The following is a 23,033-nucleotide window of genomic DNA, read 5'->3' as shown; positions in this document are numbered from 1 at the left end:
GATCCGGGGCTTACTTTTTGAAGTTCCTCGCAAAGCGCCCCGTCGCCGAAATCACTGATAAGCGTCCTTGTTACGCAGGCATTAGAACGAGTACGCCAACGTCAATTTGTAGTTACGGCCTGGCTCGTAGTCATTCAACAACAGCTCACCAAATCTAGGGTGATTGCTTATACCAGTACGTGAAGCGTGAGCGGTGTACAGCTCATCAAACAGGTTTTCAATACCGAAAGTCACCGCCACACCATCAAGCTGTCCTTTCGGCAACCATTGCATAGACACATTATGCACTTGATAACCTTCTTTATTTTCCGAGCCTTCGGCAACGTTGTCTTCCTCGGATACGAATTGAGCGTTCCAGTCAAACGTCAGATCAGAACTGGGCACATAGTAAGTTACGATAACGCCTATAGTGTCTCCAATTTCTCGATCCAGCGGTGTAATCGAACCATCATGACGACGCACTTCCGAGTCCATGGAAGCATAGGTCAGCATCAGGGAAAGGTCGGTCAAGGAGTACTTAAAGCTGGCTTCATAACCATCGATAACGGCGGTTCCCACATTTTCATCCATGTCGCCAGTTTCTATTACATCATGGATCTTCGTACGGTATAAAGTCACGCCAGCGGCGATTGACTTAGCTCCCCATACGTCAGGCTTAAAGTAGTTAACGCCAAACTCTTCGTTATGACCGTCTTCGGGCCTGATATCTGGATTAGGTGTTTTGGTCCCCCCTGCGTTATTGAAGATCTCCGACAACTCAGGCCCTTTAAACGTCTGAGTCGTGGAAACGCGAACACTTAACGCATCCGTTACGGGCATTTCAACCGCCAGCGCGCCAGACAGCTCCGTATAAGTCTTATCTGCATTGACGGAATCAAGGTTATAGCGGTCAACCCTGACGCCAGGCGTTATAGAAAGGCCACTGTCGAACGTGACGCGATCTTCTGCAAACAGGGCGATATTCAACGCCTTCTCTTTAGTTAACTGCTCTCCATCTTTGTAGGAGATACCCTGTTGACGCAGGATATCGGAGCCATAGGTGAATAAGTGTTCCAAGCCAAATGCTTCGGTCAACGTCTGCGCCGTCGCGTTGACTCCCGAATTGATCGCCTCTCCTTCGATGATGCCGCCGGATACGATGGATTCATCGCGCCTTAGATCCAGTACATTGTGAGACAGACTCACGCGCATGTTCAGCAGATCGCCGCGATCCATGTCGTAGTTCAGAGTGTAAGTGTCACGGTTATATTCCGTTGGATAGGGTAATGAGCTACCGGGAATAGTCGTATTCGTCGCCGGCCCCATATCCGGACGGTAGGTGTAATTACCTTCGTCCCGATATGCGCCATAACCAAACTCAAGACGATCATACTCGCCGATGTCGTAACCCAGCTTGATCAAATGGTCTTTGATTTTACCGTCATTGCCGACGTTCTCAACACCATCGCCATCTTCGGGATTATCTCGGTCATTCACCAGCATATAGGCCAGGAAGTCAAAGCTGTCGCCCAGCTTTCCATAGCCGGTTAGAGAGCCCTGATTAGCGTCATTGGTGAAGTGAGAGAAAGACAGCCTACCGCCGAAGTCGCGACCTGGCTTCAACAAGTCTTTCGCGTCTTTGGTCTCAAAGTTAACGCCGCCCCCCAAACCACCATGAACGATAGAGTTGGCGCCGACCTGAATATCCACCGCCTTCAGGATATCCGCGTTGATCAGCAGATTGCCCATGTGATGGTACATGAAGTTGTTTTGGCTGGCGCCGTCAATGCGGATATCCAGATCAGTATCGTCCAGACCGCGGATGTTGATGCGCTGGTTGACGGAATGAGTGCCACCCACTTCCACGCCAGGCTGGTCCCGCAACAGGTCGCTGAGGTGGTCAGCCTGCTTGATGGAGATATCTTCTTCCCCCAGATAGACGGAAGAACTGGACACCTCCGTCCCCCATACTGTCACTGGCGCCAGGTTGGTGCTTTCCTCCGCCTGGACGGCGCCGGCGACCGGCGTCAGAGCCACCGCCAGAGACGCGCAGCGCAATGCAAGCGGCAACTTGGCGGGAGGGAAAGGAATATGGGCGGAACGCGCTAACCTTTGGACAACATGAAAGGACATTTCAATACCTCTAATTAAGAGCCAGCCGGACCCGCGCGCAATAACGCTCCAGACGACAAAAAGCCGCCCGGATGCAATCACTGAGCGCCGGGATATATTAATGAGAATTATTATCAATTATATTATCGTTAACATGGGCTATGATTAAGGCTCAATGCTTATGCAAAATCGTCGAAACGTTATGAGGTATCGCCACATGGTAAACGCGGCTCAGTCGAGCGCCCCCCGCATTGATGCGGACGAGCTGATCAGACTGGCAAACGACGCAGGCTACCGGCAGCAAATAGAGTATTCGGAGTCTCATCACAAGGACGCGATCATGGAAGGACGCTTCGCGCTGACCAGTTATCCGTCCGGCCTTTCCGTGCACCTTAGCGACCTCAAAGAGCTGCAGACGCTGTCCACCAGCATGGAGCTGCCGCCCAAACTAACGCTATCGGTCATTCTAAGAGGCAAACTGGACTTTGACCTCGGCGACAGCAACTTTGAAGCGGGCGGCGCAGGTCCGGAATGTTTCGCCCTGTCCATCCCCAGGCATCAGACCTTTCATCGCCGCCTCAGGGCCAATCGCTGCCTGACCAAGGTAAATATTTCCGTCAGCCGGGAGTGGCTGGAATGCAGAAGCCAAGAAGAAGGCGCTGCGCCTTTTGTCATGGAGGAACTGTTCAGCGAGGACGTGATCTTCGCCAAATGGCCCGCCTCAACCCGCCTGATCGCGCTGGCGGAACAGATCCTCAATCCTCCCCCTCTCAATCATCTGCTCCTGAGCCTGTATATTGAGAGTCGCGCGATGGAGTTACTCAGCGACGGCATGCTGATGCTGCCTCAACACATCAACAAGCCGCGTACTGACGCCTTCGAAACTCTAAAACCTCAGGATAACCGGCGAATCGCTACCGCTCGTGAATTCATTGAAGCGCATCTGGACACTATCGACTCTCTGGAGGAGACCGCTGCAGCAGTCGGCATGAGCGTCAGCACGCTCCAACGTCGCTTTAAGAACGCCTACGGACGCACCGTCTTCGAGTACGTGCGCCAACGAAAACTGGAGTCGGCGCGCGATGCATTGCTGAAAAAAGAACTGAGTATTGGAGAAGCCGCTTACAAAGCAGGTTATCGCCACCCTTCCAACTTCGTCACCGCCTTTAAACGCGCCTTCGGCGCCACTCCCGGGGAATTGTAGGGTTTATTCGGACGGAGAAATTACAGGTTCATTGCGTCTGGCCCAGGGGAAAGAGTTGTTATAACATAACACCCGTTTCCACGGACCGACGACGCAAAGGGACTCGCATAATGCCAACCCAAGAACAGAACGCAGTGCCTAACAGAATCCCCACCAGTATTATCACCGGCTTCCTGGGAGCCGGAAAAACCACCGCCATTCTTCACCTTCTGGACCAAAAGCCCGCCAATGAAACCTGGGCTGTATTAGTAAATGAGTTCGGAGAAGTCGGCATCGACGGCGCCATTCTTTCCAGCAAAGGCGCGCTGGTGAAAGAGGTTCCCGGCGGGTGTATGTGCTGCGTGAACGGCCTGCCCATGCAGATCGGGCTGAATATGTTGCTGGCGCGCAAGCCCGACCGCTTGCTGATCGAGCCGACCGGCCTGGGGCATCCTGATGAAATCATCGCCACGCTTAACGGCGAGCATTATCGGGACATCGTACGCATTCAGGCCACCATGACATTGCTGGACCCCAGGAAGATCAACGACACGCGTTATAGTGAGAACGAGAATTTCAGGAAGCAGATTCAGGTTGCCGACATACTTGTCGCCAATAAAACCGACTTATGCTCTGAGGATGACAAGCAGGCGTTTTACGAGTGGGTAAAGACGACCAGACCAGACTTACATGAAGACGCCATCGGTTGGATTAAGCACGGACGCGTAGATCCGAGCTGGTTGCAACATACGGCCGCTCCCAGCGACTATAGCGTTCCGGCGCCGCCAGAGAGCAAGCTGCCATTCATCGACATTGCTCTCGCCCCCAAACAGGATATCGTACGCAAAGAAAATCGCGGCGACGGCTATTTCAGCTGCGGATGGGTGTTCTCTCCCAAGTACCTGTTTGATATGAAAGAAGTGCTGAACCTGGTCTACTCTCTGGATGTGGAGCGCTGCAAAGGCGTGTTTCGCACAACGGAGGGAGCGGCGGTCATCAACGCAGAGAATGGCGGCGTCACCGTTTATACCGTCGCCGAAGCGCCGGATAGTCGTATCGAAGTCATCGACCGTCAGGCTTTGGAAGTGGAAAGCCTGGAAACACTTCTAAACGATATTTTGATCAGTGAAACAACGACCTAATCACACAAGGCCAAGATAAAGCCGCTTTGTAAAGAGCAAAAAATCAGACCGCATCCATCAGCTCCCGTAGCTCCCCCGCGGTGAAGGACACATGCTTGATCGTCTTACGCCGCCATGTATAAGCGATATGGAGATCGCCGGAGCGGGAAATGTACGCGCCCGGATAAGAATACTCGACCGCCTCCTCTAGAGCTTTCCTACAAATCGACGCCGACATCCCCGTCGCGAAACAGCGCGCGGATAAGGCGGAATGGCAGCATGACCAGCTCAAAGCCAATGTCGATGATGAACTCCAGCCAATCCAAAGCATCCAGCCAACCGCTATCGCCGCGACGGTGTTTTTTACTTGGCCAGAGATAGTGAGCGAGGATAAATCCTGCAATAGATGCGGCCAGTATCCAGCCGTTAAATCCATAGGTGAACTGGCTTACAACGCCGATAACCGCGCCGACGAATACCGTCAGCGACAACAATACTCTCAGTAAATCCATAACGCCGGATCAGACCTCTACAAACAGTGCGTCAACAGTACGACATTATACGAACAGACGTACGGGTAACGGCCCAGGTTCATACTGCGCCAAAGGTTAACCCAGTTTAATGCTGAGGAGACGCCTCATCCTAATTGTTTCTGCTAACATACGAGCGCTAGTCGGTGAAGGCGCATGATGAAGGCATGGGGATTTCGAACTATTCAAAACTAATTGCTGTGCTGGCGGTGATATTGCCCGCGATGGGCCTTGCTTTGTATTTCAAAGCCAACACCCGCGGCAACGCGGCTTCGCAGGAATGTCTGTTCGGCAATATCTACGAATTGCTGGAGACCCAGCAAATCGGTGATAACGTTTATGAGCTATATCTTCATGTCAGCGGCTGGCCGGACAGAATAGAAAATATTTCCCTGTTCAGTCCCCCTGCGACCTTTGACGCCTGCGGACAACCTTTACAGAAGGCGCTGGCTTCATCCCCAGTGGAATACGGTCAGGAAGGAAAAATCGTTAAATGGCCGATGCGCTTTGTCGTGGAAGGCGGCGCTGTCAAAATCCGCTATTCCAGCGACAAAGACGGCAGATTGGCGATGGAAGACGTTCCCGTAGACTGGAAACTCAGCTCAACCACGCAGTCTCCTCCACAACTTACTCACTAAAGAGCGCGCATATTCGGCTCGCATCTCATGGGCCCGATTGATGTAGTAGCGATAATCGATGCTTCCATCCTCTTCAATTCGATAGTCCACGGTACGGGCTTTCTTCGCGGGATCTTCCCGAGCGGCTTCCGTCATCAGAAACACTTGCGCCATAGTCAGAGCTTTCATACTCATACCCTCTTGGATCTGTACTGAACTTTTATTTCATCTTAGTTCGCTCTATGATTCATAAAAATCAATATTTAATGATCATATAGTTCAAGATATTTGATATATGAAGCTACCTGATATTTCCACGGAATTACTGCAAACCTTCGTTACCGTTGTGGACAGCGGCGGCGTACTGCGCGCCAGTGAACGCCTGTTCAAAACCCAATCCACCGTCAGCATGCAGCTTAGCCGCCTGGAAGAACGCCTGGGCGTCGCCTTGTTCAAGACCGTGGGCAGGCGCAAAGAGCTGACGCCAGAAGGCGAAACCATGCTGATTTACGCCCGCAAGATTCTGGACTTGCAAAACGAAGCCCTGAAAGCGATTCAGGGCGTGCAGTTTGAAGGCGAGCTGACGATTGGCATTTCCCGCTCCCTGGTGGACGGCGACCTGACCAACGAGCTGTCCAAGTTTGCTATGCAATATCCCCTGATAAAACTTAACGTGCGTTCCGCGTCCAGCATGCACCTGCACAACGCGTTCGAACAGGAGGAGTTTGACTGCATTATCCGTCTGACTCAGGACCCCTCCGCGGACGAGTTAGTGCTCAGCAAAGCGAAGATGGTGTGGGTGGCCTCAGACAAGTTTCAATTTGATCCCGGCATCCCTTTGCGCATGGCTAACTTCACTACGCCCTGTCAGTTTCGCTCAATCAGTGAAAAGGCGCTGAAGGCCGCGGGCATTGTCTGGCAGGAAGCGTACACCACCAACAATCTCAACGCATTGATGTCCGCGGTGCGCGGCAACCTGGCGGTCAGCGCCCGCACCCAGCACGCGCTGCAACCGGGAACCCGGGTGGTGGGACCGGAGGAAGGACTGCCCGAACTGCCGGAGATTTTCGTCGTAGCGCAAACCCGCGGCAGCTCCAGGCTGGCTGAATTCTTTATTTCATGGCTGGCGCCGCGTCCTCCGGTCGCGGCTTGAAGTCGGAGGGAGACGGACAGCCTGCGCTCTCGCAGAACTCATTAAGGGGACGGTCCCAGTATGGCGTTCCTTTGAAGCGCTCCAGCACATAATCCACAAAAGTGCGCACCCGATGAGAAAGATGTCGGGTGTGGGGGTAAATCAGGTACGCGTTCGCCTCCACCAACTGGTAATCCGTCAGAATGGGTTTCAGGGCGCCGCTGGCGATTTCCTTGTACAAAATAAAATTAGGCTGCGTCACGATCCCATAACCGTTCACCGCCGCTTGCCGCAGATAATCGCCCGCGTTGGCCTGCAGCCAGGGATTCACATTCACCTCGATACATTCGCTCTTGCTGTTCCAGAAGCGCCAGATACTGTTTGGCAGATTGGAGTAATGGATCACTCGATGCTGGGTTAACTCTTCCGGGGTTTTAGGTTCGCCGAATTTCTCAAGATAAGCGGGACTGGCGCAGATGACCGTATGTATTTTGCAGATCGGACGGGCGATCAACGTGGAGTCCACCAGGCGTCCAATACGTATGGCCAGATCATACCCTTCCTGCACAATGTCGACCTGGCGGTCATTAAAATTGATATCGAAATTAAGGTTCGGATGCATTTGCATAAAGTCATTGAAAACACAGCCCAGGTGCATCATCCCGAATGTGAACGGCGCTGCGATCTTCAGCTTTCCGCTTAGGGACTTATGCTCGCTGGTCACCGACTCTTCCAGCTCCGCCAGATCCTCCAGCAGGCGTAAACAGCGCTCGTAATAACTGCGACCGGTTTCAGTCAGGGTCAGCTTGCGGGTCGTCCTCACCAGTAACTGCACCCCCAGGCGCGCCTCCAAATCCGCCAGTCTGCGGCTGACCGCCGACTTGGCGATATCCAGCACCTGCGCCGCGCGGGTGATGCTGCCGGTCTCCACCACTTTGGCGTAGATCTGCATTTCTTCAAAACGACTCATGATCTTTCTCCTGACATCTGTCGCAATATTGTTCTTATTTTAGCAACAGAATTTTCCTGACAACCATGTTTATCCCTTTTATCTCAACAAATATAGTGAGCCCATCTAAACGACAGCCAAACATTCAGGAGATATTCCATGAGTCAGCCAATCACTCGCATTCTCAAAATCGACAGCAGCGCCCGTGCGGAAAGTTCAATGAGCCGCAAGCTTGCGCAGCAGCTTACCGAGCAGTTAATCGCCGCCAATCCTGGCGCGGAAGTGGTTTCCCGTGATGTGTCCGGTGGACTGCCTTTTGTCACGGAAGAATGGATCGGCGCCAGCTACACTCCGGCGGATCAACGCACCGAAGCGCAAAACCAGGCGCTGGCGCTGTCAGACAGCCTGATCGAGGAAGTACAGGCGGCCGACACGCTGGTTATCGCCGTGCCTATGTACAACTTCAGCGTCCCCGCCACTTTGAAAGCGTACATCGACCAGATCTGCCGCGCGCAGGTCACGTTCCGCTATACCGAGCAGGGTCCGGTTGGATTGCTGGAAAACAAAAAGGCGTATGTGGTGACAGTCACTGGCGGCACCCCGGTAAACAGCGCGGCAGACTTTGTTTCCGCCTATATGCGTCAGGTTCTGGGCTTCATCGGCATCAAGGATGTGACCTTTATCAACGCCGACCGCATCATGGTTGACCCGGAGTCCATTCTGGCCGACGCGCAACAACAAATCGCCGCGGCGACGGAAGTCGCCGCTGCTTAAGAGTTCGTCAGCCTCGTCCAGCAAGGAAGCAGGCTGTCGCATTTTCCGCGCTGCGACGCAGGTTGGCGGCGGCATTCGCCAGGGCCTGGTCCAGCGTGACCGCCCCTGGCGCAATGGGAAAGACAGCAGTCAATCCCATGGCTCGCGCCGCCGTCGCATCACCTAAAAGCGCGCCAACCAGGGCAATGGTGGGCGCGCCTGCTCTTTGGGCTCTCTGCGCCACGCCCAGTGGCGCTTTGCCTCGCAGACTTTGACTATCCATACAGCCTTCCCCGGTAAACACCAGATCCGCTCCCTTTAACTTGTCATCAAATCCACTTAGCTCCAGCACTAGATCAATGCCCTTGCGTCCTTGAGCGCCAAGCACGCCAATAAACGCCATTCCCAGTCCTCCCGCCGCTCCGCCGCCGGGTATCGCCCCCAGCTCTCGTCCCAACACCTGCTCATTCAACGCCAGCCAATGGGATAGCAAGCGATCGAGCTCCTGCACGTCAGCGGACGTAGCGCCTTTTTGCGGACCAAAAACCGCTGACGCGCCCTGTTCACCGCACAGGGGATTATCCACATCCAGCGCGATGGTGATGTCGCATTCGCGCAAGCGTGGGTCCAGTCCGCTGTAGTCCAGGCTCGCCAATTCACTCAGCCCTCGCGCGCAAGGAGCGATAGGTTCTCCATTTGATTTCAAGGCGCGCAGCCCCAACGCCATAAGCATCCCCACTCCGCCGTCATTGCTGGCGCTGCCGCCGAGTCCGATCATGAAGCGTCTGACGCCGGCGTCCAACGCATCGCGAATGACTTCACCACTGCCCCAGCTGCCCGCCAGAAAAGGATTGCGCTGCGCCCGCGACAATAAATGCAGGCCTGTCGCCGCAGCGACTTCTATCACCGCCGTAGCGCCATCCTCCAACAGCCCCCACATTGCGGACACTGGCTCTCCCAACGGATCGCGCACCGTCACGAAGCGTTCATGCCCGCCTTTGTTGGCGAGAATCGCTGCAACAAAACCCTCGCCGCCATCGGAGATCTGGATGGCTTCGCAATGGGCGTGAGGCGCCGCGCGCAGTACGCCCTGTCCAATAGCCGCGCCAGCTTCCTGCGACGACAAACATTCTTTAAACGAATCTGGAGCAATCAGAACTTTCATTATTTGTTTCCGCATAAGAAAAGGTGACCGACTAAGCCTAGCCATTCCCATGCCAGGACGAAAGCGCGATACGCTTGCGCCCTGTTTTCAAAACCAGACGACATTTACCCTGCGCTGGCGAAAGCGTCGTTCTGCTTCTATAAAATTAGTATGAGTTTTTTTTATTCAGAGCATGGGAGGACACGCCATGGCTGAGGAGTTCGAAAAGCTGCATCCGATTCTCAATGAAATCACCCGCACCGTCACGCAACTGTATGAACGGCAAAAAGACGTCGACACGCTTGAAAAGCTCATCAAGCTGGAGGCCATATTGAAAGTCAAACTGGAGGAGATCCAGGCCGTCAGGGCGAAGGTGGAGAACGAGTAGCGCGCCCTGTCTAAAAACGCTGGGTCGCCTGCTGCCGGTACTCTCTGGGCGTAAGCCCCTTCAACTCCTGAAAGCGCCGATTGAAGTTGGCCACATTGTTGAAGCCCACCTGAAAACAGATGCTGGCCACCTGTTCATCGGTTTCCGCCAGCAGGCAGCACGCGCGGCTGACGCGGATACGATTGAGAAACTCCACAAAACGATTGCCGGTGGCCTTGCGGAAAAAACGCGAGAAGTGACTGTCCGTCATGCCCACCAATTCCGCCACCTCCTGCAGACTGATCGGCGACTCAATATTGTTGATCACATACTCCACCACCGTATTGATCTTGCGCTGCATGGTTTCGTTCGCTTTGGAGTTGATCTGCATGGTGGAAAGCATGCGGTAATTCGGCCAGGCCGCCAGTTCATTCATGAAATCAAAAAACAACACGATGCGGGCCAGCCCGGTAGCGTCGCGTATCTCTGCGAAGCGGCTGCGCACCTCATCAAGGTCGACGCCGATAAATTCGATGCCGGAGCGCGCACGCTCCAGCATCGGCAGCAACTGGCTCAATTCGGGAATGACCTTGATGCCCTGCTCAATGGTGTCGTGATTGAAGTGCAGCAACATGTCCCGCAGCTCCACTTCGGACTCAGGGTCATTCTTGCTGATCCAGTTATGCGGCAGCCTGGGCCCGGTCAGAATCAACTGCCCCGGCCCAAACAGCCCCACATAATCGCCGATAAAGACTTTACCGGTGGTGGCGACGATAAAGTGCAGCTCGTACTCCTCGTGCACATGCCAGCGAATCAAATCGCTGGGGAACCCATGCTCGATATAACGCACGGTGCCCGCGCTGCGGTCCGTCAACTCGATTTCCGGCACGCCTTTATTCATCTTCCGCATCGACTTAACCTACTGCTCAGCTCATGACGTTGCCGCCATCCACATTGAATGTCTGCGCCGTGATGTAGTTTGAGGCCGGCGACGCCAGAAACAGCGCCATGCCGCAGATATCCTCCGGCGCGCCCATGCGTCCAAGCGGCACATCCAGTCCCACCCGCCTTTTCTTCTCGCCCAAAGGCAGGTTTTCATATTTGGCGAACAACGCGTCCACCTGCTCCCACATGGGAGTATCCACCACCCCGGGGGAGATGCCGTTGACGGTGATATTGTGCCTGGCCAGCGCCAGCGCCGCCGACTGCGTATAGCTGATGATCGCCGCTTTGCTCGCGCAATAGTGCGACACTAACGCCTCACCTCTGCGCCCGGCCTGGGACGCCAGATTGATGATTTTGCCCTGCCTTTGCGAGTCTACCATGTGTTGCGCCACTTTCTGCATCGTGAAAAAGGCCCCTTTCACGTTTACGGAAAATATCCGCTCATACATGGCCTCGTTAGATTCCAGCAGCGGCGCCAGATCAAATACCGCCGCGTTATTGAACAGTATGTCCACGCCGCCGAAACGTTCAACCGACTGCGCCAGCAGGCGATCGACCGAGGCCATATCCGTCACGTCCGCCTGCACATAACAGGCAGTTTCGGGGTACTGCTCCAACACGGCCGCAGCCTCCTTCGACGGAGTTGCCGGCAAATCGCAGAGCACGCAGGAAGCGCCCGCCGCCAGGTACGCCTCCGCCACGGCGGCGCCAATACCGCCGCCAGCGCCAGTCACCAGTGCGGTCTTGCCCTGCAGGTTGGTCAGGTTTTCAATGGGGTAACTCACTGTGTCTTTCCTTTCAAAAGAGGGGATATCGTTAAAAGCGCGAGAAGCCGATTCAATATGGCGTCGCAGCATGTCGCCGAATGCAGGATAGCGCTGGGGCAAATCCCCCCAGAGTTTTGCGTCGTAGATAAAACGCTCCACTGCATCCGGGGCGGATAACAGTTTTTCCAGCCGCGGCCATTCCGGCTCGTAATAAGGAACCGGAGCCTGCCCGGCGCGCACTCGCAGCATGAAAACATACCAATAGGCAATGGCTTGCAGCGTTCGCTCCGGCGTGCGACCGGCGGCGAAACCGGCCTGCAGCGTCGGCAGGATAAAAATCGGGAACTTGCTGCCGCCGTCCGCACAAATGCGCTCAATACGATCGCCGATATTGCGGTTGCCGAAGCGGGCCAGCACCTTGCGCCAGTAGGCGTGTAAATCCAGGGGCGAATCGCCTAACGCAGGAATCGCCTCCTGCTCTTCAAAGGCCTCAACAAAAGCTCTCAGCTCAGGATCATGCACCGCCGCGTCGTAGGTGGGGAACCCACGCAGAGCGGCTAAGTATGACAATGCAGTATGACCGCCGTTGAGAATGCGGATTTTCGCCTCCTCATAGGGCTGCACCTGATCCACCAGCGTCACGCCGACGCGCTCCAGCGGCGGACGCCGCCCGGCGAAATCATCTTCTATCACCCACTGCACGAAATCTTCGGCCATCACCGTCAGTGCGTCAACGACGCCGAATCGCTCGCGCACATCACGTGAATGGTCAGGCGAAAGACGCGGCGTAATACGGTCCACCATAGCGTTAGGGAAACTGGCGTTATCACGCAACCAGGACAGCAGGTCGACATCGCCGACCTGCTGCAGGTATTGGGTAAAGCCGGACCTCAACTTGTTTCCATTGTGGCGCAGGTTGTCACAACTCAGAAGAGTGACCGGCCCTTGCCCGGAATGCATTCTCGCTCTCAGGCCCGCATGCAGGAATGCATACAGCGTATTGCGACCACTGCCCTGCAGGTCTGCGGCGATTTCAGGATGGGCGACATCCAGCAGACCATCTTCTTTCAGATAATAACCGCCCTCAGTCACCGTGATGGTGACCAATTGCGTTTGCCCGTCCGCCAGACATTGATCCACGCTGTGCGGAGACACCGCGCCATCCAGCAGACGGACCAGCGCGCCTATTTCTTCATAGCGCACCTCCCCTTCGGGTGAAACAGTTTTCAGCACATAGCTTCCAGACTGCGCCTGCAACGCCGCAAAGGCGGGGCTGTCGGCAGGCCGTAAATTCACCCCGGTAATACCCCAGTCCAGGCAGTCCTCATAAGCCAGCAATGCATTGAAGTAATAGGCCTGATGCGCCCGATGGAAAGCGCCAACGCCCAGATGGACTACAGACGAATCTACTTGCGAACGATCATAAGGCAACTTAATAAGCAAATCGGCGTCGTTCGCTCCAGAGCGCATATCAGCCATGAGCCGTCTCCCCGCCATTCACATACACCGCCTGATTTTGCGGATTGAATAAACGCATTTCTTCCGCATCAAAGTTCAGGCTCACTTGCTGTCCCTCCATCAAACCGCTGCGCGCAGCGGATTTCACCACCAGATTGCCGCAGCCGTTCACTTGCACATGGCAGTAGGCTTCCGAACCCAGGTTCTCAATCAGTTCAATGCGCCCCTGCACCGGACCATCGCCTATCGGTGCGATATGAATATGTTCAGGCCGCACGCCCAGACTCCAACCCGCGCTGACATTGTCCGCCAACACCCGCGCAGGAAGGCGCAAATGGGCGTCAGCGGCGCGCACTTCGACGCTTTCGCCGCCATGAATCACCTGATCGATGGCCAGCATATTCATCTTCGGCGTGCCGATAAATTCCGCGACGAAGCGATTCGCCGGTTGCTGATAAAGCTCGATGGGGGAACCGCACTGTTCGATCTGCCCCTGATTGAGAATGACCACCCGGTCCGCCAGGGTCATCGCCTCCACCTGATCGTGAGTCACGTAAATCATCGTCGTGCCAAGTTGTTTATGCAGGCGCGCCAGCTCAAGACGCATCTGCACCCGCAGGGCCGCGTCCAGATTCGATAAGGGCTCATCAAACAGGAAGACTTTAGGCTGTCGCACGATGGCGCGACCGATGGCGACCCGCTGCCGCTGTCCGCCGGACAACTCACGGGGCTTGCGCGCCAGCAGTTTATCCAGTTGCAACGAGGCGGCGACGGAACGCACTTTCTGGTCAATTTCCGCCTGCGGCCGTTTCGCCAGACGCAAGGCGAAGGAAAGGTTTTCCGCCACGGTCATGTGCGGATACAGCGCATAGGACTGGAACACCATCGCCAGATCTCGTTTGGAGGAAGGCGCTTCGGTGATATCCCGTCCGTCCAGATGGATAGAGCCTTCGGAGACCAGCTCAAGCCCCGCGATCAAACGCAACAGCGTGGATTTACCGCACCCGGACGGGCCGACGAAAACAATAAACTCCCCTTCCTGGATCTCCAGATTGACGCCGCGAATAGCATGGTACTGATCGTAATGTTTATGCAGATCTTTAATATTCAGATAACTCATCGGATAAATCCTCGAAAACTATTTCACGGCGCCGAACGTCAGGCCCTGCACCAACTGCTTCTGACACAACCAGCCGAACGCGACGATGGGAGCGCAGGCCAGCGTGGAAGCCGCCGACAGCTTGGCCCAGAACAGGCCTTCCGGGCTGGAGTAAGAGGCGATCATGGCGGTCAGCGTGCCGGCGTCCGCCGCAGTCAGATTGAGAGACCAGAACGCCTCGTTCCAGCACAGCACGATGGATAACAGGCCAGTGGAGGCGATGCCGCCCCAGGCCAGCGGCATGACGATTTTCACCACCTCACCCATGGGGCTGGCGCCGTCCATCCTGCAGGCTTCCAGGATTTCCCTGGGAATGTCTTTGAAGTAGGAAAACAGCATCCACACCACGATGGGCAGGTTCATCATGGTGAAGATGATGATCAGACCAAGGCGCGTATCAAGCAGCCCGTAATCACGGTACAGAATATAAATCGGCACCAATACGCCCACCGCCGGCAGCATTTTGGTGGACAGCATCCACAGCAACAGATCCTTGGTGCGCTTTCCGGGATAAAACGCCATGGCGTAAGCGCCGGGAATGGCGATCAGCAGCGCCAGAATAGTCGCGCCGAAGGACGTCACAATGGAGTTGATGGCGTGCTTCAGGTAATCGCTGCGCTCCTGCACCAGCGAGAAGTTCTCCAGGGTCGGTTCGAACACTAATGTAGGCGGCGTGGAAATCGCCTGCAGTTCGGTTTTGAACGAGGTCAGGAACATCCACAGAATGGGGAAAAACAGCAGCAACGCGATTCCCCAGGCGGAAACGCCTACAATCCAGGTGCGCACTTTATTTTTTTGCTTCAGATTCATAGCCGCCTCACACCGTTAAGTTCTTGCCGATGGCGCGAATCAGGAAAAACGCCACAATATTGGCCAACACCACCGCGAACAAACCGCCTGCGGACGCAATGCCCACGTCGAATTGCAGCAGCGCCTGGGAATAGATCAGATACGCCAGGTTGGTACTGTCATAGCCGGGGCCGCCGCCGGTTGAAACATAAATCTCTGCGAACACCACCAACAGAAAAATGGTTTCGATCATGATCACCACAGCGACCGGGCGAGCGAGATGGGGAATGGTGAGATAGCGGAAAATATGCCAGCTGGCGGCGCCGTCCATACGCGCGGCTTCCTTCTGCTCGGTATCCTGAGACTGCAACGCGGTGACGAACACCAGAATCGCAAACGGCAGCCACTGCCAGCTCACCATGATGATGATGGAAAACAGGGGGACGTCCGCCAGCCAGTCCATCGGCTCCATTCCCAGCGTTTGGGAAATCCAGGCGAAGACGCCATACACCGGGTTCATCATCATGTTTTTCCAGATCAATGCGCTGACCGTAGGCATGACGAAAAACGGAGAGATCAACAATACGCGCACCGCGCCGCGACCAAAGAAAGGCTGATCAATCAGAGCGGACAACGCCACGCCAAGCACCACCGTAATGGCCAGCACCGATCCCAACAGGATCAGGGTATTGTTCACCGCAGGCCAGAAGCCGGGGTCGGTGACGAAAAACTCGTAGTTCAGCAAGCCAGTAAAGTTATGCTCGCCGGGGTACAGCAGGTTATAACGGATGGTGGAGAAATATATCGTCATCGCCAGGGGCACGATCATCCACAACAACAGTGAGATGACGGACGGAGCGAGTAACGTTCGCGTTACAGCACGTTGCATCGAAACACTCTCTGGTAACTGGGTTCTTAAGATCCGAAGACGGCTTCGCGGTTAGAATCGCCGCCCGCAGCCCGCCGTGAATGCCCACAAACACGTCGGCGCAGGCGGCTTATCTCATGTCGCGAAGTGCGGATCAGTAATAGCCGGACTGACGCATCTGACGATCCGCCGACACATTGGCGGACTGCAGCGCTTTTTCAACGGACACGCTGCCCGTCAACGCCCCGGTCAACATCTGCCCGGTCGCCATGCCAATCGCCTGAAACTCAGGGATAGCGGCGAACTGCACGCCGATATAGGGCGACGGCTCCAGAGTGTTGTCTTCCGGGTTGGCGGAGTTGATGGCCTTGAGCTCCGCTGATGCGAATACCGCTGCTTTCAGGAACTCAGGGTTTTCATAGGTGCTGGTGCGCGTGCCGGTGGGAACCGAGCCCCATCCCTGCGTATCCGCCACCAATTGAATATATTCCTTGGAAGTGGCCCAGGTGACGAACTTCTGCGCCGCGTCAGCATGCTTGGTGGCGGCGGGGATCGCCAGCGACCAGGCCCATAGCCAGTTTGCGCCTTTATCGGTCACAGCGACGGGTGATTGAGCGAAGGCGACTTTGTCCGCAACCTTGCTCTGTTTGGGATCGCTGACGAATGACGCCGCAATAGTAGCGTCGATCCAGATGCCGCACTTGCCTTCATTGAACAGCGCCAGAATCTCATTGAAGCTGTTGGAGCTGGAGCCTGGCGGACCGTAGTTCTTCAACAGATCGACATAGAAGCTGACGGCGTGAGTCCAGGCGGGCGTCGTCAGCTGCGGTTTCCATTTCTCATCGAACCAGCGCGCGCCAAATGAGTTGGCCATGGTGGAGATGAACGCCATGTTGTCGCCCCATCCGGATTTGCCGCGCAGGCAGATGCCGTAGACGCCGTCCTTGGGCTTATGCAGCGCCGCCGCAACGTCTCTGATATGTCCCCAGGTGGGTCGGTCTTCGATGGTCATGCCCGCTTTTTCCACCAGGTCCTTGCGGTACATGATCATGGAGCTTTCGCCGTAAAAAGGCGCCGCATAGAGTTTGCCGTCGACAGACAGTCCTTTACGAACCGCCGGTAGAATATCGTCTACATCATAGGACGCGTCGGTGTTTATTTCCTTTAACCAACCACGTTTGCCCCAGATCGGCGTTTCGTACATGCCGATGGTCATCACATCATACAAGCCGCTCTTATTGGCGATGTCCTGTGTGACGTTCTGGCGCAACACGCCTTCTTCCAGCGTCACCCATTTCAATTTGATATCTGGATTGGCCTTTTCGAAATGGCTGCTCAACTTCTGCATTTCGATCATGTGGCCGTTGTTGACGGTAGCGATTGTGATTTCCTCAACCGCTGACGCGAGAGACGAGATCCCCAGGGAAATGGTCGCTGCCGAAACCAGCGCAGCGCGGGATAGAAACTTCATAGGTTACCTCCGAAGAAGTGTTATTTTTATATTCAAAGGGGGCCTTAATGACTTAAAGCAGAATTACTATGCGCCAATCCAGTTTCCAACTCTAATACCTGCCATCGAAAAAATTATACTTTTTTGACAAAATTTCCATGAAATCGGGATAATTTTGTAAATTCAGTACATATATAACGTAGTTCTTCAGGGAATCGGCAAAGTCAGCCGGCGTTGCACAGCGTTTCTTCAACGCCTCCTAGGGTACACCCCAGGTGGCGTGCGGTTATGAGCGTCTATTATGTTTCTGCATCCGGCGCCGACCGGATGCGATAGCGACGCTCAACGCTGATCGAGCCGATTTAGGGAGTTGGAAGAAGACAATGACAAAAGTGGCGGGAAAAATCTGTGGCGCTGGTTGGGAGCTCACTCTTTATTCAGTGAGCGAGTTTGAGGAACGCGCCACCTATCAGGATATCGCCCGGCTCACCCGCTTCAAGCTGGTGTACGCCAACGATAATATCGAAGAAGAAGTCTGCGACATCGCAGACCTGAACAATCTGCTGATTCAAAATGGCGTATTCGTCAGCCATTTCTCGCCGTCGCAGGCCAAAGGCATAGCGGAAATACTTTGCAAACTCAATCATATGGGAGAGCTGGTATGCGCCGACTCGCCTTACTGGGCCGGCGTCGAGGCCTACACCGGCCATGGCCCGGACGATATCAACCCTCAAGCCACGTCGGAGTCGATCAGTTTCGTCGTATTCCGTTCCTATCTGATGTTCAAGCGCCACGGTTTCTTCCTGGCCCGGGTGTCGGTTCGGGATATGTCGAAATATGAGTTATGCTGTTTATCAGAACAAACACGCCATTCATTTATAAGACCTGCATTTCCTGGAAGTAAGAATGAATAATCCCATACTGACGCGAGACGATCTGCTGGGCGGCAAGCTGGCGGAAATCATGAGCTACTACATCCTGCAGCAGGACGCGGACAGAAAGGACTTCTTAAACATCGCCCGCAAGCAAAAAGGTAAATTCAAGGACAAAGCCAAACGCGTAGAGGCGCTTTTCGGCTATCCCGTCCCTGCTGAAGTCATCGAAGCCGAAGAGTGCATGACCGCTTACAACAGGTACAGTGGCCTCGCCCAGGATGTCTGGATGCTTGCCGGTGAAATGATGAGCCTGCCTGACAAAGTCAGCGCCAAAGACATCGCAGTCTCTCTCCGTGACTTCGAACTGATTATGCGGCTGCTCACCGGGCTCGAAATTATCGGCCGAGACCCCAGCGGCGATACCTGCTTTCTCAACATGCTCCCCTCTCCTCTCGGCACGGCCCGAGTGATTATTTACGATCACGAAACCGGAGAGCCCTCCTCCGAAGAGTACTTCTCCATCGCCGACTTCGTCGCCGACCGTTGGGAGGAGGACTGCCCTAGAGAACCAGACGACGATGACATGGATGAGGACGAAGATGAAGATGAAGATGAAGAGAATGAGAACGAAGAAGACTTCCAGGAAGAAGAATGGTTCAGCAAACACTCCGACGCCGCCAAACAAGCCATAGAAGACTTCAACCCCTTCGCCAAAGCGGAAATAGAACAACGCCCCTACTACCACGATCCCAAACAATTATTCAGCCGCACAGACTGGCTGCATGGACATCCCTCCGGCCGCCCCACTTACGCCTTCGCTTCCAAAATGGATCAAGCCCCAACGTTTGAAGTGTACGAGCGGGAGAAACCATTACTCGATAAAGAACCTGCGCTGGCGAACTATTGGATGCTTGCGCACTTCTTTCTGGGAAATCATGCCGCCTGTCGTGACACGATCGATCTGGTCAAACAGGCCAGCGCCCTGGGAAGCATTACGCAAGCCATTGCAGAAGCGCTGGATGAGACACTGACCGCCTTGGAAACCAAGCCGGATTCCGCAACATTCGGACGTCTTGACCATCAAAAAATAACTGACCTGATAAACCAGACTCAAGCCAATTGCTCTCCTGAGCATCTGGAGCCTGCGCGTCGCGCGGACCTGCTGGAAGCCAGAGGCGAAACTCAGATCAAACAGTTAAAGCCTGAAGAATGTAAACAACGCCTCGCTGGCGGCGCCGATCCGCTAACCCTGATCTCGGAATACCCCGATGACGTCGCCACCCATGACCTGGCGCTGACCGCCCTGGCGGAGCAAGACAGTGAATTCAATAAAATAGTCACCGCCTATTTCAAGGAGCGAACTGAAGACGCGTTTAATGAGTGGCCCTACAAGCGACAGCCAGAGCTTATAGACAGGCGCTTGTCACTGCCTTTGGCCGCTGCGTTTAAATCTGGGTTGAAGTACGACGCAGATCATAAAAAAGCTTACTCAGGCATCACCCTGACTCTTGGTAAGTATGACGACGACAACGCAATGGCTGCGCTGGAAGCGGCAGTATCACAACTGCCCCCAGACGATGATCGCCTTGAGTATGTCATTCAATGCTTGCAGGACAGCCAGCATCCCCGTCGCAACGAAATGATGAGCAAAGCCGCCTGGCGGCTGTTCGATATTCTGGATGTCGCGTTGAAAAATCAGCAGGAGCAGGCCCAGCAGCGCAGAGAGGAAGGCCCGACGCTGGATAATATGATCAATGTGGAAAACCATTATCTAACGGCAGCGCATATATTTTTGCAGGAAGACTCCAGCGAAGCCTTACAGGTCGCCGAAAAGCTTCTCCGTCACCGTGAGCATTTCAGGTTGCTCAAGCACATATTGGGAGACGCCTTCAGGCTCGCCGGAAACCACGACCTGAAAGAGCATGCGGAGTTCGCTAAGTATTACGTAACGCGCGTCGCAGCGATTGAAGTTGACGATACTGAAATGACCATCGAAGACTTCACCCTGCTTAACTATATTGAGGCCGCCATCGCCTGGTGCAAGTTAGATCCTAAAGCGGCCAAGGCCACCGCTAAAAAACTGTTTAAGCGTAAAACTGAAAGTCCGTATTTCGACCTGGAAATCAAATCCGGGCAGCTCTACGCCTTGTTGGCGGATGATAAGGATAATGCCGAACTATTGGGCTGGGCGCGTCGACTGTTGGGGAATCGCAGTAACGCCACGCGCATTTGCGGCCCCCTGCGCGCAGCGGGGGAGCTTAAGCTGACGTCGCTGACAGAGGACGTCCGTTATCATCTTTACTCCGACTACAGCGACTTATTTCCCGCACAGGTCCTGCTCAAAGAAATCGCCTGGGACAGTTATCGCGCACTCAATAAAGATTGCGCCGAAGCCCCTGCTCGACGGAAGAAAGACCAGTTCGCCAGTTATGTCGATGTGGACAAGCTCGCTGACGCCCTGGGTCATCCTGAAAGACACGACCTGGACCATGTATGCAAGCGCATCTACAAAGAAAACCACATCTCTCCGGAGGCCATACCTGCTTTATCCCAGTATTTAACAGACCTGTTGCAATACAGTGGAGACGACACCGATAGAGTCGAAGCAAGAGAGGGACTGCGCGCCTTGCGCATTCAGGGAGTCGACGCACAGCCTGCCTTGGCGAGCCTCTTGCAACTGGAGCACATGGCGGCAGACCATTTCAACACGATTCTCTACACCATGCGTTTCGTAGAGCCTGAAGCCCGCTTACGCGAGTGGTTATACAGCACAGACATAGCTGAGCTGTTAACGCAACTCGCCGATCCAGCGCCCCGTTTTCTACCCTGGCTGGATTTAATCGCCGCACGCGCCGTCGCCCTAACTAAAGATCAGAATTCGGAGCCGTTGATCCGCGCGCTCACTCAAGCGATGGATCACCGCTTGTCATTTCCTCTGGGAGACTGGAGCGATGAAGAACCGACGCTGATCAGGCTGCCGCAGATCCTGTCGCGATTCAAAAGCGATAAGCGTATAGATAGCAGCTTAAAGAAACTCAAACGCTGTGTAGACAAGGCGGATCTGTATACTTTCGACGTCAGTCGTCTAACTCGTCGCCGCGCCATACCCGACGCAAACGCGATCCAAATTAGCAAGGGCGAAACCATCTGTTTCAAGCAGCCTATTAAAGGCCCCGACGATGACGAAGCCATCTACACGCTGACGATTACTCCCGCCAGCGACAGCGTCATGTTTGAATGCGGCGTGCATAATCTCTACTTCCGCACCTGTATGGAGGACGAGGAGTTGAAAAGCGCGGGACAGATCCCCGTCCAGAATGAAAGCGCCGCGCTGTCACTGGCGCAATCCATGGCGTTCGAGGCCATGATTCTTGGCTACAGTCAGGAAAAACCAGCGCCTAAAAAAGCGAAGAAACGCAGCAAGTAGATTGTTTCATCAATAAGGCGCGTCCCACCGCGCCTTTCAAATCGATATCAGCAAATAGCAAAAGCCAGTAATGTTAAAACTGTATGAGGCTGGACTTTCTCTGCCACATAGCCAGTTTTCCACCGGAAAAAATCCAACATATCCGTATTCATGGAAGCCAATAAACAACCCTGCCCGGCGCCCCCTAATCCGAGCTAAACCTTTGCTTTATACCGGATTTCCCATTGACCCAAACTACATTAAAAGAGCACCATAATCTTTTGATTAAAAAGGTATAGAATTGTGTAATTTTGTCGTTCCAGGGATGCAAAATCATACAATTGGTCTATGCTAGAACAATAAGCCCTGATTCACGCCTTACACCCGTTTACGGTCGGGGTTTGTGCGGCAAGATTCTTTTCAGACCTGACTACAACGTTGCGCCACTTATGAAAAACATCCTGATCGCTCTGTCTCTTTTATTCTGTTCCTCGGTTGTACTCGCTGACTCTGAAACCACTCTTCCTGAAAACCTGCAAAGCCTGGATACGGCCAACATCAGTTTGGGGTCCGTGAACGCCAAGGTGGTGGATGTAGAAAGCGGCGTTACCTTATTCGCCAAAAATCCGGAAACCGTGGCGCCTATCGCCTCCATCAGTAAGCTGATGACCGCCATGGTGGTGCTGGATGCGGAATTGCCGCTTGATGAGATGCTGACGATTACGGAAGAGGACATCGATACCTGGAAGAACACCTATTCTCGAATGCGTATCGGCGCAGTTTTGCCTCGTAGTGAACTGTTACTGTTGGCGTTGATGTCTTCAGAAAACCGCGCGGCGCTGGCGCTGGGGCGCACTTATCCTGGCGGCATGACGGCCTTCGTCAGCGCCATGAACGATAAAGCGAGAGCCCTGGGTATGCGCAACACGCGCTTTGTCGAGCCCAGCGGGCTGTCCATGGAAAATGTCTCCACCGCATCGGACTTGGTCAAAATGGTCTCCACCGCGTCACGCTATAAACTCATCCGTGACTACACCACCACTCCCAGCTACATGATTAAGCTGGGCGAAACCGAAAACGAAATGGAATTCCGCAACACGAATCTCCTGGTGCGCCAGGGTGATTGGGGCGTCAATCTGAGCAAAACCGGATTTATCAACGAAGCTGGCCGCTGCCTGGTGATGCTCGCCAATGTCGGCGAGCGCCCCGTCGCCATGGTGCTACTGGACTCCTATGGCAGACGTACGCCCGTTGGCGACGCCAACCGTATCAAACAGTGGATCGTCACCGGTAAAAGCGCGCCAGTCGCCGGCGCCGCGCTCAAGTACGAGCAGGAGAAAAACTCTGGCGTCTTCCAGACCGCCGCGATGGACGACGACACACAGAGTTAAGGTTAGTTGACAGCGGCGCGCATCTCTCGATAGCGCCG

The 23,033-nt window shown here is 54.6% G+C and carries 20 protein-coding genes; 9 read left to right on the top strand and 11 right to left on the bottom strand.

Going from position 1 to position 23,033, the window contains the following annotated elements; genetic code table 11:
* Positions 1–81 precede the first annotated feature (81 nt).
* The gene (locus tag HCH_RS05890; RefSeq protein WP_011395250.1) at positions 82–2,112 is read right to left on the bottom strand and encodes a TonB-dependent receptor domain-containing protein; all 2,031 of its coding nucleotides are present in this window, start codon (positions 2,110–2,112) and stop codon (positions 82–84) included.
* A gap of 196 nt (positions 2,113–2,308) precedes the next feature.
* Here HCH_RS05890 and HCH_RS05885 point away from each other — a divergent pair, with 196 nt between their 5' ends.
* A complete protein-coding gene (locus HCH_RS05885; protein WP_011395249.1) occupies positions 2,309–3,295 on the top strand; it encodes a helix-turn-helix transcriptional regulator in 987 nt (328 codons plus the stop codon).
* Between the two features lie 110 nt (positions 3,296–3,405).
* A complete protein-coding gene (locus HCH_RS34975; protein WP_011395248.1) occupies positions 3,406–4,416 on the top strand; it encodes a CobW family GTP-binding protein in 1,011 nt (336 codons plus the stop codon).
* Between the two features lie 197 nt (positions 4,417–4,613).
* Here HCH_RS34975 and HCH_RS05875 read toward each other — a convergent pair whose 3' ends face one another.
* On the bottom strand, positions 4,614–4,907 hold the full coding sequence (locus HCH_RS05875) for a hypothetical protein (RefSeq protein WP_011395246.1): 294 nt from the start codon (positions 4,905–4,907) through the stop codon (positions 4,614–4,616).
* Positions 4,908–5,071: 164 nt separating this feature from the next.
* Between HCH_RS05875 and HCH_RS05870 the strand changes: the two genes are divergently transcribed.
* A complete protein-coding gene (locus HCH_RS05870) occupies positions 5,072–5,563 on the top strand; it encodes a hypothetical protein (protein ID WP_158304929.1) in 492 nt (163 codons plus the stop codon).
* On the opposite strand, the gene HCH_RS33585 is transcribed toward HCH_RS05870, so the two are convergent.
* A complete protein-coding gene (locus HCH_RS33585) occupies positions 5,528–5,731 on the bottom strand; it encodes an RSP_7527 family protein (protein ID WP_148212490.1) in 204 nt (67 codons plus the stop codon). The two genes, HCH_RS05870 and HCH_RS33585, sit on opposite strands and share 36 nt — an antisense overlap.
* Positions 5,732–5,837: 106 nt before the next feature.
* Between HCH_RS33585 and HCH_RS05865 the strand changes: the two genes are divergently transcribed.
* On the top strand, positions 5,838–6,695 hold the full coding sequence (locus tag HCH_RS05865) for a LysR family transcriptional regulator (protein ID WP_011395244.1): 858 nt from the start codon (positions 5,838–5,840) through the stop codon (positions 6,693–6,695).
* On the opposite strand, the gene HCH_RS05860 is transcribed toward HCH_RS05865, so the two are convergent.
* A complete protein-coding gene (locus HCH_RS05860) occupies positions 6,655–7,644 on the bottom strand; it encodes a LysR family transcriptional regulator (RefSeq protein ID WP_011395243.1) in 990 nt (329 codons plus the stop codon). The genes HCH_RS05865 and HCH_RS05860 overlap by 41 nt on opposite strands.
* 138 nt (positions 7,645–7,782) lie before the next feature.
* Between HCH_RS05860 and HCH_RS05855 the strand changes: the two genes are divergently transcribed.
* Positions 7,783–8,397, top strand: coding sequence for an FMN-dependent NADH-azoreductase (locus HCH_RS05855; protein ID WP_011395242.1), 615 nt, complete (start codon positions 7,783–7,785; stop codon positions 8,395–8,397).
* Between the two features lie 7 nt (positions 8,398–8,404).
* Here the strand turns inward: HCH_RS05855 and HCH_RS05850 are convergent, their stop codons facing one another.
* Complete coding sequence (locus tag HCH_RS05850; protein WP_041598451.1) at positions 8,405–9,541, bottom strand: glycerate kinase family protein; 1,137 nt, start codon at positions 9,539–9,541, stop codon at positions 8,405–8,407.
* Between the two features lie 187 nt (positions 9,542–9,728).
* Here HCH_RS05850 and HCH_RS05845 point away from each other — a divergent pair, with 187 nt between their 5' ends.
* Positions 9,729–9,908 (top strand): hypothetical protein, encoded by a 180-nt coding sequence (locus tag HCH_RS05845; protein ID WP_011395240.1) that lies wholly within the window; start codon positions 9,729–9,731, stop codon positions 9,906–9,908.
* 10 nt (positions 9,909–9,918) lie between these two features.
* Here HCH_RS05845 and HCH_RS05840 read toward each other — a convergent pair whose 3' ends face one another.
* The 6 genes from HCH_RS05840 to HCH_RS05810 form a co-directional block, all read right to left on the bottom strand.
* Complete coding sequence (locus HCH_RS05840) at positions 9,919–10,797, bottom strand: helix-turn-helix domain-containing protein (protein WP_011395239.1); 879 nt, start codon at positions 10,795–10,797, stop codon at positions 9,919–9,921.
* Positions 10,798–10,813: 16 nt separating this feature from the next.
* Complete coding sequence (locus HCH_RS35100) at positions 10,814–13,078, bottom strand: L-iditol 2-dehydrogenase (RefSeq protein WP_011395238.1); 2,265 nt, start codon at positions 13,076–13,078, stop codon at positions 10,814–10,816.
* Positions 13,071–14,177, bottom strand: a complete 1,107-nt coding sequence (locus HCH_RS05825; RefSeq protein WP_011395237.1) for an ABC transporter ATP-binding protein — start codon at positions 14,175–14,177, stop codon at positions 13,071–13,073. The genes HCH_RS35100 and HCH_RS05825 overlap by 8 nt, the downstream gene beginning before the upstream one ends.
* A gap of 18 nt (positions 14,178–14,195) precedes the next feature.
* Complete coding sequence (locus HCH_RS05820) at positions 14,196–15,026, bottom strand: carbohydrate ABC transporter permease (protein ID WP_011395236.1); 831 nt, start codon at positions 15,024–15,026, stop codon at positions 14,196–14,198.
* Positions 15,027–15,033: 7 nt separating this feature from the next.
* Positions 15,034–15,894, bottom strand: a complete 861-nt coding sequence (locus tag HCH_RS05815) for a carbohydrate ABC transporter permease (RefSeq protein ID WP_011395235.1) — start codon at positions 15,892–15,894, stop codon at positions 15,034–15,036.
* Positions 15,895–16,027: 133 nt separating this feature from the next.
* On the bottom strand, positions 16,028–17,344 hold the full coding sequence (locus HCH_RS05810) for an ABC transporter substrate-binding protein (protein ID WP_011395234.1): 1,317 nt from the start codon (positions 17,342–17,344) through the stop codon (positions 16,028–16,030).
* A gap of 362 nt (positions 17,345–17,706) precedes the next feature.
* Between HCH_RS05810 and HCH_RS05805 the strand changes: the two genes are divergently transcribed.
* The 3 genes from HCH_RS05805 to pbpG all read left to right on the top strand — a co-directional run bounded on the left by HCH_RS05805 (position 17,707) and on the right by pbpG (position 22,995).
* Positions 17,707–18,237, top strand: a complete 531-nt coding sequence (locus HCH_RS05805) for a hypothetical protein (protein WP_041598450.1) — start codon at positions 17,707–17,709, stop codon at positions 18,235–18,237.
* Positions 18,230–21,625 carry a hypothetical protein gene (locus HCH_RS05800; protein ID WP_011395232.1) on the top strand — a complete coding sequence of 1,132 codons (3,396 nt, stop codon included), beginning with the start codon at positions 18,230–18,232 and terminating at the stop codon, positions 21,623–21,625. The genes HCH_RS05805 and HCH_RS05800 overlap by 8 nt, the downstream gene beginning before the upstream one ends.
* A 428-nt stretch (positions 21,626–22,053) precedes the next feature.
* On the top strand, positions 22,054–22,995 hold the full coding sequence (gene pbpG / locus HCH_RS05795; RefSeq protein ID WP_011395230.1) for a D-alanyl-D-alanine endopeptidase: 942 nt from the start codon (positions 22,054–22,056) through the stop codon (positions 22,993–22,995).
* Positions 22,996–23,033: the final 38 nt, after the last annotated feature.

The organism is Hahella chejuensis KCTC 2396 (assembly GCF_000012985.1).
GTDB lineage: Bacteria > Pseudomonadota > Gammaproteobacteria > Pseudomonadales > Oleiphilaceae > Hahella > Hahella chejuensis.
This window is presented reverse-complemented; position numbering and strand designations above follow the sequence as displayed.

Excerpts from the sequence above, each read along its gene's own strand:
- HCH_RS05890 (WP_011395250.1), bottom strand. The coding sequence starts at position 2,112 with ATGTCCTTTCATGTTGTCCAAAGGTTAGCGCGTTCCGCCCATATTCCT.
- HCH_RS05885 (WP_011395249.1), top strand. The coding sequence starts at position 2,309 with ATGGTAAACGCGGCTCAGTCGAGCGCCCCCCGCATTGATGCGGACGAG.
- HCH_RS34975 (WP_011395248.1), top strand. The coding sequence starts at position 3,406 with ATGCCAACCCAAGAACAGAACGCAGTGCCTAACAGAATCCCCACCAGT.
- HCH_RS05875 (WP_011395246.1), bottom strand. The coding sequence starts at position 4,907 with ATGGATTTACTGAGAGTATTGTTGTCGCTGACGGTATTCGTCGGCGCG.
- HCH_RS33585 (WP_148212490.1), bottom strand. The coding sequence starts at position 5,731 with ATGAAAGCTCTGACTATGGCGCAAGTGTTTCTGATGACGGAAGCCGCT.
- HCH_RS05865 (WP_011395244.1), top strand. The coding sequence starts at position 5,838 with ATGAAGCTACCTGATATTTCCACGGAATTACTGCAAACCTTCGTTACC.
- HCH_RS05860 (WP_011395243.1), bottom strand. The coding sequence starts at position 7,644 with ATGAGTCGTTTTGAAGAAATGCAGATCTACGCCAAAGTGGTGGAGACC.
- HCH_RS05855 (WP_011395242.1), top strand. The coding sequence starts at position 7,783 with ATGAGTCAGCCAATCACTCGCATTCTCAAAATCGACAGCAGCGCCCGT.
- HCH_RS05850 (WP_041598451.1), bottom strand. The coding sequence starts at position 9,541 with ATGAAAGTTCTGATTGCTCCAGATTCGTTTAAAGAATGTTTGTCGTCG.
- HCH_RS05845 (WP_011395240.1), top strand. The coding sequence starts at position 9,729 with ATGGCTGAGGAGTTCGAAAAGCTGCATCCGATTCTCAATGAAATCACC.
- HCH_RS05840 (WP_011395239.1), bottom strand. The coding sequence starts at position 10,797 with ATGCGGAAGATGAATAAAGGCGTGCCGGAAATCGAGTTGACGGACCGC.
- HCH_RS35100 (WP_011395238.1), bottom strand. The coding sequence starts at position 13,078 with ATGGCTGATATGCGCTCTGGAGCGAACGACGCCGATTTGCTTATTAAG.
- HCH_RS05825 (WP_011395237.1), bottom strand. The coding sequence starts at position 14,177 with ATGAGTTATCTGAATATTAAAGATCTGCATAAACATTACGATCAGTAC.
- HCH_RS05820 (WP_011395236.1), bottom strand. The coding sequence starts at position 15,026 with ATGAATCTGAAGCAAAAAAATAAAGTGCGCACCTGGATTGTAGGCGTT.
- HCH_RS05815 (WP_011395235.1), bottom strand. The coding sequence starts at position 15,894 with ATGCAACGTGCTGTAACGCGAACGTTACTCGCTCCGTCCGTCATCTCA.
- HCH_RS05810 (WP_011395234.1), bottom strand. The coding sequence starts at position 17,344 with ATGAAGTTTCTATCCCGCGCTGCGCTGGTTTCGGCAGCGACCATTTCC.
- HCH_RS05805 (WP_041598450.1), top strand. The coding sequence starts at position 17,707 with ATGACAAAAGTGGCGGGAAAAATCTGTGGCGCTGGTTGGGAGCTCACT.
- HCH_RS05800 (WP_011395232.1), top strand. The coding sequence starts at position 18,230 with ATGAATAATCCCATACTGACGCGAGACGATCTGCTGGGCGGCAAGCTG.
- pbpG (WP_011395230.1), top strand. The coding sequence starts at position 22,054 with ATGAAAAACATCCTGATCGCTCTGTCTCTTTTATTCTGTTCCTCGGTT.